Source organism: Planktothrix sp. PCC 11201, from assembly GCF_900009135.1.
GTDB lineage: Bacteria > Cyanobacteriota > Cyanobacteriia > Cyanobacteriales > Microcoleaceae > Planktothrix.
This window is the reverse complement of the sequence record NZ_LT797701.1, coordinates 863580-876849: the sequence shown is the minus strand read 5'-3', so window position 1 is coordinate 876849 and position 13270 is coordinate 863580. Positions and strand designations below refer to the sequence as shown.

Below are 13270 nucleotides of genomic sequence, written 5' to 3'. Positions count from 1 at the left end.
ATGAATACGGATTTCACAAATTCCTTACCAGAGTGGCTAAGGTTTATTCAACGTCATCGAGCCAGTCTGATTACTGGAATTCCCATATCTAGTTTAATCATTGGTCTGGCGATCGCAGCGATTTTTCAATACCAAGCCGAAGAAGCTAGAAACCAAGCCCGCGATAGCTATCTGATTCGCAATCAGGCTCAGGAATTAATGACACAGATTTTGACCGCAGAAATTGCGGTGAAAGATTATGCGTTAACCCGTCAAACCAATCATTTAAATACCTACGAAAAAGCCACTAAAAATTTATATATTTCCCTCAATCAAGTTAAACATTTAGCCATTAATCATCCTAACCGGATTCAGAAACTGACAACCCTCGAAACCACCCTAAATCAATCTGACCAACTTTTAAAAACTTACTTAAATACAATTCAATCCCCTAAACCTTCTACAAATTTATCCGAAGTTCTGCTACAAAATAGCAAACAAATGCAGATAAACCGTCAAGAAATTAGTCAATTTATTCAAGAAGAAGAACAACTTATCGAACAACGCCGAAAAATTCAAAATGAACAAATTAAACTGACATGGTTGTCCATGTTTGCGGTGACAGGGATGGGGATTTTAGGATCGATTTTAGCCCTGTATTTAATGAAAAAATTAGACCAAAAGTTGGCTTTACAAATTGCCCAAACCCATGCCCAAGAACGTCTATTCAGAGATACCTTTGAACAAGCTGCTGTTGGAATTGGTCATGTTTCTCTCTCCAAACAATGGTTAAAAGTGAATCAAAAATTTTGTGAGATTGTCGGTTATTCCCGCGAACAACTATTAAGATATAAGTTGTCGGATTTTACCCACCCCGATGATAAAAATAAAGATTTATTTTTATTTCAAAAATTAATTAATCAAGAAATTCCTAGCTATTCTATTGAGAAACGCTATATTCATAAAAATGGAGCAATTGTTTGGATTAACTTGACGCTTTCTTTAGGATCATGGTTAGATGAATTTCCCTATTGTCCCAGGGAAGAAAAACGCTATGGAATTGCTGTGATTGAAGATATTACTACTCGTAAACAATTAGAATTAGAACGCGATCGCTTTTTTGAATTATCCGTTGATATACTAATTATTGTAGATCGAGATCTCCGATTTAAACGGGTGAGTCCCTCCGTAGAAAAAATTCTTGGCTTTACTCCTGAACAACTGCAAAAAACCTCCTTTATCTCCCTGGTTCATCCTGATAATTTAAGTTCCGTTGAACAATCCATTAGTGAAGAAAATACCCAAGAAGCTCTCATTTTTTCCTTTGAAGCTCGACTGCGTTGTCAAGATAATTCCTATAAGTGGATTGCTTGGAATTGCGTGAGAATTGCCCAGACTGGATTAATGTATGGCACGGGTCGAAATATTACGGAACGTAAACAAGTAGAAGATGCTATTGAAAGAGAAAGTCAACAACTCAGACAAATTATTACCCATGCCCCCGTTGCCATGGCAATGTTTAACCGAGAAATGTGTTATATTGCCTATAGTGATAAATGGTTTTCCGATTTTGGTTTAGTCCGATTAAAACAACAACTGCTTTCCCTTCAGCAATCTGATAGAAAAGTTTTTCCTCAAATGCCCTATAGTTGGAAAAAAGCCTTTAAACAAGGATTAAAGGGGAAAATTATTTCTAATTCTGAAGATGTGTTTTATGACATCAATGGCAAAAAAAGTATTATTCGCTGGGCGATTCATCCTTGGTATGAACCCAATCAACAAATTGGGGGTGTGGTGATTGCGGCGGATCGAATTGATGAATTAGTAGAAGCTCGGGAAGCCGCTTTAGAAAATGCCCGAATTAAGTCCCAATTTCTGGCAAATATGAGTCATGAAATCCGCACACCGATGAATGGCATTTTGGGCATGGCAGGATTATTATTAAAAACCGAACTAACCCCTAAACAACAGGATTTTGTGCGCGGGATTCGCGTGAGTGCCGAACATTTATTAGCTATTATTAATGATATTCTCGACTTCTCTAAATTAGAAGCCATAGAAGTTAAACTAGAAACCTTGGATTTTGATTTAGAACATTGTTTAGAAACCGTTGTCGATTTAGTGGCAACTCAGGCGGAAGAAAAAAGATTAGAACTGGCTATTATTGTTGATACAAATGTACCCCGTCAGTTACGCGGAGATCCGGGTCGTTTACGTCAAATTCTATTAAACTTATTAGGAAATGGAATTAAATTTACCTCTGCTGGAGAAGTGGTAGTCCGGGTGAATCAACTATCTAGTACCTCCCATACAACCCGATTACGATTTGAAATTTCCGATACGGGGATTGGGATTTCTTCAGAAGACAAGGATAAACTTTTCCAGTGTTTTTCCCAACTTGATGCTTCTACAACCCGTCAATATGGCGGCACGGGATTAGGGTTAGTCATTTCCAAACAATTAGTTCATTTAATGAGCGGTGATATTGGGGTTGAAAGTACAGTAGGTAAAGGATCAACATTTTGGTTTACGGCTCAATTTTTACTGGGAGAAGCCAAACAAAATCGAGTAGCTCCTGCCAGTTTAAGAAATTTAAAGCTATTAGTAGCTGATAACAATATTACCATTCGCCAATCAATTCGTTATTTAACTCAATCCTGGGGAATACAGTTAGATGAAGCCATAGATGGAGAATCGGCCTTAACTTTATTGCGCCAAGCTGCAACCCGAGGAGAACCCTACCCGATCGCAATTTTTGATCAACCGTTATTAACTATTAACTCAGCTAATCTAGCTGATATCATCAACTCCGATCGCCATTTATCCCAAACAAAGTTAGTCTTAATGACCCGGACAAATCAACGAGATCTGATTGAAAAAATGTTAGATCATGGAATAGATAGTTATTTAACTAAACCCATAAGAGCTTCTCGTTTATTTGATGCGATCTTAAAAGCTATGACCATCCAGAACGCATCAAATATCCAACAACAATCTTCAGTCAAAATCTCCAATGATCAAAATATTTTAACCCCATCTCATCCACCATTAAGGATTCTTTTGGCAGAAGATCATCTGATTAATCAAGAGGTGATTTTAAATCAACTCAACCTCTTAGGATATGAAGCCGATCTAGCGAATAATGGTCTGGAGGCCCTAGAACTTTTGAACCAAAAAAAATATGATATCGTGTTTATGGATTGTCAGATGCCACAATTAGACGGCTATGCCACAACTCAACAAATCAGACAAAAAGAAACCGATCACCATATTATTATTATCGCTCTCACGGCCCATGCCTTAACGACTGATCGAGAAAAATGTCTCGCCGTTGGCATGGACGATTATCTGAGTAAACCCGTCGAAGCGGAAGAATTAGAAGCCGTTTTAATGAAATGGACTTATATTATTGATCAAAAAAATCAGAATACCAACCTTTCAGTCGATTCCGAATTAGCCCCCCCAAAAACATTAGGGGATAACCCTAATAATTCTCCCTTAAATATAGAACGAATACAAAAAATTTCGGGAGGGAAAAAAGAGTTTCAACAAAAGCTATTAAAGGTTTATATAGAACGCAGTGAACAGGATTTTATTGAAATTCAAGCTGCGCTCACAGCCAAAAACTTCACGATCCTACAACAATATGCCCATCGCTTCAAGGGTTCTAGTGCTAATGTGGGGGCAACGATTATTTCTCAATTGGCTGAACAACTCGAAAATGCCATACAACAGGAAAATATTACACTCTGTTCAGAACAGGTGGCAAAAATTCAACACAATTTAGGAACTCTAAAAGTTTATATTGAACAGTATTTCCATCAGATCTAACAGATTTTACCAAGATTTAGATAAAATACTAAAATCAATAATTGCCCGATTTTTTATTTTTCCCAGTTCTATGACCCAGGATGTTCGGCAGTGGCTTGATGAAATTAAACGCTTAAAACAACAGTTGGCACAAACCCAACGGGATCTTAACGCGGCGGTCGAAAGTTCCGACCAATGGCGACAACGCTACAATACTGAAGCCCAACAACGACGCCAAGAAGCCGGGCGGTATTTAGAACAAGTGGGAGAATTGCGGGGGGAGTTGGAACGATGGCAACGCCTGTCTCCCCTACCCAATGAGTTACAGGTACGGGTCGCCGTTCGTCAAGAGATTGACCCGTTGAAAACTTTGGATGAAGTTAAGGCAAAATTAATTGAAGTGATGTTAGAACGCGATCGCTCCCGGGAACAAATTCATCAACTCATTGAAGCCCTCGAAGCAGAAAAAGCTGCCCATCTGGAAACTCGCAATAGTTTAACCATGGCTTTAGGGGATACGGTCGATTTACTCACCAAAGCCCAAAATCAAGCCCAGTCTGGAACGTCAATCTTCACAACCCTAAACCCCGAGTATTCCCCTACAACTCCCCAACTTCCCGAGTCCCAACCCCTACCCCAACTGCCATCAATTGAAGACAGTTAAAACAGTCACCAGTTGTAGGGGCGGGTTCATCGAGATGCGCGGTGATTAACCTAGATCTAAAAGAACCCGCCCGTACCAGTTCTCAGTTTATTACCCATTACCTATTACCCATTACCCATTACCCATTACCCATTACCTATTTTCCCTATTTTATGACCTTAAATTTTGATCAACAAATGATGCAGCATTGCTTGAAATTAGCCCGTCAAGCATTAGGAAAAACTGCACCTAATCCCCTAGTCGGTTGTGTGATTGTTCAGGACGGAAAAATTATTGGAGAAGGGTTTCATCCGGGGGCGGGTCAACCCCACGCCGAAGTTTTTGCCTTGAAAAATGCCGGAGAACAAGCAAGGGGAGCAACGGTATATATTAATTTAGAACCCTGTAATCATTTTGGTCGGACTCCCCCCTGCACAGAAGCTCTAATTGCAGCAAAAGTAGCTAAAGTGGTAGTGGGAATGGTTGACCCCAATCCCTTAGTTTCCGGCACAGGAATTCAACGCTTAAAAGATGCGGGAATTGAGGTAATTGTTGGCATAGAAACGGCCGATTGTCAACAGTTAAATGAAGCATTTACTCATCAAATTTTGCATCATCAACCCCTAGGAATTTGGAAATATGCGATGACCTTAGATGGAAAAATTGCCACCACAACGGGTCATAGTTATTGGGTGACGGGAACAGAAGCCCGACAAAAAGTTCATCAGTTACGAGTCACCTGTGATGCGGTAATTGTTGGCGGAAATACCGTCCGACGAGATAATCCCTTGCTTACAACCCACGATGCCGGGGAACCCAACCCCTTGCGGGTGGTCATGAGTCGTACCTTAGATTTACCCAAACAAGCCCATTTATGGGACACTCAAGAGGCGAAAACTTTAGTTATAACAGAGGAGGGTGTTAATCCAGATTTCCAACATTTTCTACGGAATAAGGGGGTAGAGGTCGCGGAATTGTCGCCCTTGACACCCGCCCAAGTCATGACTTATTTCTATGAACGTCAATTTTTATCAGTGTTGTGGGAATGTGGGGGAACTCTAGCCACCAATGCACTCAAAGATGGCAGCATTCATAAAATTTTAGCCTTTATTGCCCCTAAAATTATCGGGGGCAGTGGGGCGCCTTCTCCAGTGGGAGATTTGGGTTTTACTCAAATGACAGAGGCACTTTTATTAGAAAGAATGACTTGGGGTTCTGTGGGTTGTGATTTGTGGATTGAAGGTTATTTATCTCCAGCTTAATTATGAGCGAAATTGCCCTATTAAGTCTGATGGTCAGTAGTCTAGGGATTGATGCGGTTTTACTCGCTAACTGGCTCTGTTCCATCCAAATCAATTTAGAATTAGAACAGGAGGAGGAAGAAACATTGACTCGCTACGACTCAGAAGATATCAAAAAAATGCGCGCAAAATCCGTACAATCTAACGGCTATTCTAATGCCGAATCTCCTGAACCTTTAGTCAGGGAATGGGAATACAAGATTGTCCGCGCCAGTCAAGATGTATTTCGCAATCCCACTGTTTTTAAACGGTTATGTCAGGAAGAAGCGGTAACAGGTTGGATTTTAGTGGAAAAATTAGATGACCGACGGGTTAGATTTAAACGTTTAAGAGGATTAGAAACTCAAGAAAACCCCTATCAAATTAAGCAAGATCCCTATCGTTCTACCTATGGAAAATCGAATAATTTAGGGTCTTGGTTAACGGTTTTGGCTTTTATTACTGCGATTATTTTACCCGCTTATTTGGGATTTTCATTAGTTGCCATGAGCTTTAATAAATCCTATCAAAACTCTCCTACAATGATGCCATCTCCCGAACCCGAACTGGCTCCATCTTCTCGTCAAAACTGAACTAAAAGTAAGCTGTTGTGTATTTAAACCCTATATTCTAGGAGGAGATCCAATTCCCCCTTTTTAATGCCGTACCCTGAGCTTGCCGAAGGGGGGATTTAGGGGGATCTAATCTTGACTATAATCACAGATTTTCGGCTTAAGTTGACACCAATGGGTATCCCCTGACTATTATTAATAGTTATTATAAAAATAATGTTACTTCCACCCCCGAATCAATTACTAACCAAAACCATCGGTAAACTCCCCTTAAGAACGGTTTTAATCTTACCGTTTGTCATACAAATTACCGCTACAGTAGGATTAGTGGGTTATTTTTCCTTTAAAAATGGACAAAAAGACGTTGAAAATTTAGCCCAACAATTAATCAATCAAGTCAGTACACGGGTTCAGGAAAATTTACAGTTTTTCTTAGAAACTCCCGAACAGATCAACCAAACTAATTCTAATCAAATTAAATTAGGTTTTTTAAACACAAATAATTTATATCCTTGGGAAAAATATCTTTGGCGACAGGTTCAACTTTATCCCGATATTACCTTTATTGGCATTGCGACCAATCAAAATAAACAACGGTCGGGGCAAAAACTCATAAATGGGGATCTTCAAGTTAATGTTGTCGGAGATGAGGTGGGCAATAATTTCTATACTTTCAAGCTCGATGCTCAGGGAAATCGAAATCAAGGTAAATTAATTAAAAAAGATTATAATTTACGTCAGCATCCCACTTACTTAAAGGTTTTACGAGAAGGTCGATCTAGTTGGAGTGATGTCTTTGTTTCTATGTTAGAACCCAGCTTATTAATTAGTGCATTAGAACCGATCTATAATCAGAACAAAGAAATCGAAGGTATCTTATTAGCAACCCTCCGACTAGATCAAATTATTGCTTTTCTTAAAGGCTTAAATATCGGAAAAACCGGACAGGTTTTTATTATTGATCCTCAAGGTCATTTGTTAGCAAGTTCCACGGGAGAGCAACCCTTTAGAAAAGTTGGAGATCAAAATCAACTGTTTTTAGCAACAGCCAGCCACAATCAAGTCACTAAAGCCGCAACAGAACATTTATTAACAAAATTTAAAAATATTAATGATATTTCTATTCCCACAAAATTTGATTTTTCTATTAATCAAGAAAAACATTTTCTCAATGTTATTCCTTTCGCTAACAACAAAAAATTGGGCTGGTTAATCATTTTAGTTGTTCCTGAAAATGATTTTTTAGACCAAATTAAAGCCAATAATCGTACTACTTTATTATTATGTTTATTAACTTTAATGATGGCAATTATTATTGGTATTTTAACCGCGAGATGGGTGACATTACCCATTATTCGACTGAATCAGTCCTCAAAAAATATTGCCGCCGGACAATGGGATCAACCCTTAGAAACCAATCGCCAAGATGAATTAGGAGAACTGACTCGCTCTTTTAATAATATGATCAAGCAATTGCAAACCACTTTAACTCAAATGCAACAACTGAATCAATCCTTACAAATTAGTGAACAGCGTTATGCCAGTTTAGCAAAAGCGGCACCTGTAGGAATTTTTCGCACAGATATTAAAGGAAATTGTATTTATGGCAATGACCAAAGCTTTGAAATGATCGGTCTTAGTCCAGAGGAAGCGACGGGGATGGGCTGGACAAAAACAATTCATCCCGAAGATCGAGATCATACCCTTTCGAGTTGGTTAGCATTTCTCCAAGAAGGGGTGACTTTTCAGTGCGAATATCGTTTTATTAGACCGGATGGAAGTAGTATTTGGGTCTATGGAAAAGCCTTAGCTGAACGCAATAATCAAGGAGAAATTACCGGATATGTGGGCACAATTACTGATATTACCTCCAGCAAAGAAGCCGAACAAATTTTAGCTAAATATAACCAAACCTTAGAACGTCAAGTCAAAGAACGAACCAAGGAATTATCCCAAACACTGCAACAGTTACAAACGGCTCAAAGTCAACTGATTCAATCGGAAAAAATGGCAGCTTTAGGACAATTGGTAGCAGGCATCGCCCATGAAATTAATACGCCATTAGGGGCAATTCAAGCCTCTATCAATAATAATAATCAAGCTCTAATTGAATCTTTAGTTGAACTACCTAAACTCTCTCAAAAACTCAATCCTGACCTACAATTTGTGTTTTTTAGTTTATTAGAGCGATCGCGAAATAATTCTCAACAAGTTTCTACCCGGCAACAGCGCGAATATAAACGTCAATTAACTCAAATACTAAAAGATTATCACATCGAATCCTATCGAAAAATGGCGGATATCTTAGTGGATATTGGGATTTATGATCATCCAGAATCATTTTTACCCATTCTGCAACATCCTGAACAAGAATGGTTATTAAATTTAACTTATAATCTCGCGCGACTTCAACGCAATAATCAAACGATGATTACGGCCATAGAACGAGCTTCTAAAGTCGTTTTTGCCCTCAAAAATTATGCCCGTTATGATAATAGTGAAAAAAAGCAATCCGTATTAATTACAGAAGGAATTGATACGGTTTTAGAACTTTATCATAATCAGCTTAAACGGGGAATAGAAGTAACTCGAATCTATCAAATTAACCATCCCTTTAACTGTTATCCCGATGAATTAATGCAGGTTTGGACAAATTTAATTCATAATAGTATTCAAGCCATGAATGGTCAGGGAACCCTGAAAATTTTAGTTGAGGAAAAAGAAACCGAGTTTATAATTAAAATTACGGATTCTGGTTGTGGGATTCCCTCTGAAATTCAAGGGCGAATTTTTCAACCCTTTTTTACCACTAAACCCCTAGGAGAAGGGAGCGGTTTAGGATTAGATATTGTTAAAAAAATTATTAGTAAACATCAAGGAGAGATCGCTGTTGAAAGCCAACCTGGAACTACAACTTTTACCCTCTGTTTGCCTCGATCTGAAGCTGATAACGGCCTAGTTTCATAATTTATTAGGACTTACGCAGAATACCCAATTATACACCATCTGTAGGGGCGAACGGCCGTTCGCCCCTACTAGATAGGGTTGTTTTGCGTAAGTCCTGTTTATGTTAGAATCGACCCATGCCGATACCCGTTTGAAAATTAATACCAAAACTCTTAATTAAAATCAAGGATATAAAAACATGGTAGAAAAAGCAATTATTTGTGTAGATGATGAAGGGTTTATTTTAGAAAGTATCCTAGAACAACTTAAACGTAAATTTGGTAATGAGTATATCTATGAAGGGGCAGAAAGTGCCCCGGAAGCCTTAGATATTATAGAAGATTTACAACAAGAAGCCATTGAAGTCTTAATTATTGTTTCTGATTGGTTAATGCCAGAAATGCGAGGCGATGAATTTTTAATTGAAGTTCATCGTCGCTTTCCTAAAATTATCAAAGTGATGTTAACTGGACAAGCGGATGAAGAAGCCATCAAACGGGCTCAAAAATACGCTAATTTATATCGCTGTATTTATAAACCTTGGACAGAAGAAGAATTAGCCCAAACCATTGCATCAGCATTAGGATAAGTCAGGTTATTACCCATTCGTAATTCGTAATTCGTAATTCGTAATTCTCACTTCCCTTTTTATGAATAAACAATTGGCAATTTTATGTGTAGATGACGAACCCGTTATTTTAGAAAGTCTCAAAGAACAACTCAAACGGCATTTACCTCAAAATTATGAATTAGAATCAGCAGAAAGTGGCGAAGAAGCCTTAGAAGTGATTGCCGAATTATACCAGGAAGGGTTGGAAGTCGCATTAGTCATTTCCGATCAAATCATGTCAGGATTGCAGGGAGATGAGTTATTAATTGAATTGCATCAAAACTATCCTCAAATGTTAAAAATAATGTTAACCGGACAAGCGGATATTCAATCGGTGGGTAACGTAGTAAATCAAGCAAGTTTGTATCGTTATATTAGCAAACCTTGGGATGAAACCGACCTAATTTTAACGGTTCAAGAAGCATTAAGACGCTATACTCAAGAACAACAACTTTTAGAACAAAATCAAAAATTACAAGAATTAAATATAGAATTACAACAATTAAATATCTCCCTAGAACACAAAGTTACTGAACGAACCGCAGAATTAGAACAGGCAAAACAGGCTGCTGAAGTTGCAAACCAGTCTAAAAGTACCTTTTTAGCAAATATGAGTCATGAATTGCGATCGCCCCTGAATGCAATTTTAGGCTTTGCTCAATTAATGAATCGAAGCACAACCCTTTCTCCCGAACATCAAGAACAAGTGAAGATCATTTTACAAAGTGGTGAACACTTATTAAATTTAATTAACCAACTATTAGATTTAGCTAAAATTGAAGCGGGCAAAATAACCTTAAATGAGACTAACTTTAATTTGTATCATTTGTTTCAAGATTTAGAGGATATGTTTTCCCTGAAAGCGGAAAATGAGAACTTATTTTTAAAATTCACCTGTGCCGAAACCGTCCCTGAATATATCTGTACGGATCAAATCAAACTGCGTCAGATTTTAATTAATTTACTCAATAATGCTCTCAAGTTTACCTCAAAAGGTGGCATAGATTTAAGTGTTGCTTGTGAGCCAATTGCATCCCCACAAATTCGACTTATTTTTGTCGTCAAAGATACGGGAGTTGGAATTGAACCCGAAGAAATGAATCAGCTTTTTCAAGCCTTTACACAGACCCAAACGGGAAAAAAAGCCGATGAAGGAACCGGATTAGGTCTATCAATTACTCAGAAATTTGTCCAACTGATGGGGGGAGAAATTCAAGTTAATTCTAAAGTTGGTATTGGGACAACCTTTACCTTTGATATTAAAGCTAAATCCATTGAAAATATTGATTTATCCCATCAACTTTATCCCAAGCAAGTCATCGGTTTAGTTGCCGATCAACCCGTCTATAAAATATTAATTGTTGATGATAAAATTTCTAACCGTAAATTATTAATCCAATTGCTTCAACCCTTGGGATTTCAATTAAAAGAAGCTGCCAATGGAAGGGAAGCTGTAGAAATTTTTCAAGGGTGGAAACCGAATTTAATTTTTATGGATATGATTATGCCGATTATGAGTGGTTCAGAAGCTACAAAACAGATTAAAAGTGATTCCCAGGGCAGTTCCACGGTGATTATTGCGGTTACGGCGAGTGTTTTAGAAGAACAAACAGCCCAGGTTCTTGCGATGGGTTGTGATGATTTTATCAGAAAACCCTTTCGGGAATTTCATATTTTTGAGATGATGGAAAAATATCTAGGTCTTGAGTACATTTATACAGGTGAACCCGCCCCAAACCTGTTCAAACCCCCCAATTCTATTCTCACCCATGAGAGCTTTAACAAAATGCCCTCCGTTTGGGTTGAGGAACTGTATCAAGCGAGTATTGATTTAGATTATGATTTAGTTTTAGATTTAATTCAAGAAATCCCTTCGGAACAGGCAGGTCTATCCCAGGCTTTAACCGATTTAGTCTGTAATTATAGGATTGACCAAATTTTTAATCTTATTCAAAAAATCAAAGCTAATGAATATTAGAGACCAAAAAAAATATCACGGTGGAATCTTAATTATAGACGATAAACTTGAAAATTTAAGAGTTTTATCAGAAATTCTTAAACACCAAGGCTATAAAATTCGTCAAGCGATTAATGGAACGTCAGCCTTAAGAGCCATACAATCTTCACCACCGGATTTAATTTTATTAGATATTAAAATGCCGGATATGGATGGGTATGAAGTGTGTCACAAACTCAAAAGTGATCCTCAGACTGAGGAAATTCCAATTATTTTTATTAGTGGTTTAAACGAAGTCTGGGATAAAGTCAAAGCCTTTGAAGTAGGGGGGGTTGATTATATTAGTAAACCCTTTCAAGTCGAAGAAGTTATTGCCCGGATTGAAACTCAGTTTACCATTCAAAGACAAAAACAACAGTTACAAGCCGAAATTAGATACCGTCAAGCCCAGGAACATCGCTTAAAAATCGAAATTCAACAACGTTTAGTTAAAGAACAAGAATTACAAGCAGAAATTATCCGACGCAAAGAAACCGAGGAAATTTTATATCAATCTCGCGCTTTAATTCAAAGTGTTTTAAATACTTCCATGGATGGAATTGCAGCCTTTCAGTCGGTGAGAGAACCCACAAATGGAGAAATTATGGATTTTCGGTGTTTAGTCATTAATCCGGTTATTAGCCAACTTTTGAGCAGAGAACGATATAATTTACAGGGTAAAATTATTTTAAAAAAAATGTTAAAACAAATAGATATTAATCTATTTCAAAAATTTGTTAATTTAGTAGAAACTGGAGTCCCTCTGATTGAGGATATTTTTTATAAAGGCAAAAATAATCAAGGTTGGTATCATTTTATTGCCGTAAAACTTGGGGATGGATTTTCTATTGCGATTCGAGATATCACCGAACGAAAACAGATGGAAATAGACCTATCTCGTTTAGCTAGATTAGATGGGTTAACTCAAATTGCTAACCGTCATTGTTTTGAGCAGTTTTTAAATCAAGAATGGCTGAGAAATAAACAGGATAAGCAACCAATTTCCTTAATTTTATCTGATGTGGATTATTTCAAAGCCTACAATGATACCTATGGTCATTTAGAAGGAGATGATTGTCTTAAAAAAGTCGCTAAAGCTATTAACCAAGTGATTCAATCCCACGGAAATCTACTCGCCCGTTATGGGGGAGAAGAATTTGTGGTGATTATGACCCGAAGCCGTTTAGTCGAAGCCTTACAAATAGCCACAAAAATTCAGAACGCCATTCGGGAGTTAAATATTCCCCACTCCCAATCCCAAGTCAGTGAATTTCTCACCCTTAGTTTAGGAATATCAACTTTAGTTCCAACGGAAAAAAACTCCTCACAATTATTAATTAAATTGGCAGATGATGCCTTATATCAAGCCAAACAACAAGGGAGAAATCGGATTGTGACTCAATCGATTTAAGGAATTAAGAATTACGAATTAAG

8 protein-coding genes are annotated in these 13270 nt (G+C 37.7%); all 8 read left to right on the top strand.

Annotated features, from left to right (window positions below; genetic code table 11):
- On the top strand, nucleotides 1–3810 hold the full coding sequence (locus tag PL11201_RS13995; protein ID WP_079679498.1) for a PAS domain S-box protein: 3810 nt from the start codon (nucleotides 1–3) through the stop codon (nucleotides 3808–3810).
- A gap of 70 nt (nucleotides 3811–3880) precedes the next feature.
- On the top strand, nucleotides 3881–4453 hold the full coding sequence (locus tag PL11201_RS13990; protein ID WP_079679614.1) for a hypothetical protein: 573 nt from the start codon (nucleotides 3881–3883) through the stop codon (nucleotides 4451–4453).
- A 152-nt stretch (nucleotides 4454–4605) separates the two neighbouring features.
- Entirely contained in the window at nucleotides 4606–5694 is a 1089-nt protein-coding gene (ribD, locus tag PL11201_RS13985; RefSeq protein WP_079679613.1) for a bifunctional diaminohydroxyphosphoribosylaminopyrimidine deaminase/5-amino-6-(5-phosphoribosylamino)uracil reductase RibD, read from the top strand.
- A gap of 2 nt (nucleotides 5695–5696) precedes the next feature.
- Nucleotides 5697–6305, top strand: a complete 609-nt coding sequence (locus PL11201_RS13980) for a hypothetical protein (RefSeq protein ID WP_079679496.1) — start codon at nucleotides 5697–5699, stop codon at nucleotides 6303–6305.
- A 195-nt stretch (nucleotides 6306–6500) separates the two neighbouring features.
- The gene (locus PL11201_RS13975) at nucleotides 6501–9251 is read left to right on the top strand and encodes an ATP-binding protein (RefSeq protein ID WP_079679495.1); all 2751 of its coding nucleotides are present in this window, start codon (nucleotides 6501–6503) and stop codon (nucleotides 9249–9251) included.
- Between the two features lie 178 nt (nucleotides 9252–9429).
- Nucleotides 9430–9819 carry a response regulator gene (locus tag PL11201_RS13970; protein WP_079679493.1) on the top strand — a complete coding sequence of 130 codons (390 nt, stop codon included), beginning with the start codon at nucleotides 9430–9432 and terminating at the stop codon, nucleotides 9817–9819.
- 61 nt (nucleotides 9820–9880) lie between these two features.
- Entirely contained in the window at nucleotides 9881–11818 is a 1938-nt protein-coding gene (locus PL11201_RS13965; protein ID WP_079679492.1) for a response regulator, read from the top strand.
- Complete coding sequence (locus tag PL11201_RS13960; protein WP_079679490.1) at nucleotides 11808–13247, top strand: diguanylate cyclase domain-containing protein; 1440 nt, start codon at nucleotides 11808–11810, stop codon at nucleotides 13245–13247. The genes PL11201_RS13965 and PL11201_RS13960 overlap by 11 nt, the downstream gene beginning before the upstream one ends.
- Nucleotides 13248–13270 lie beyond the last annotated feature (23 nt).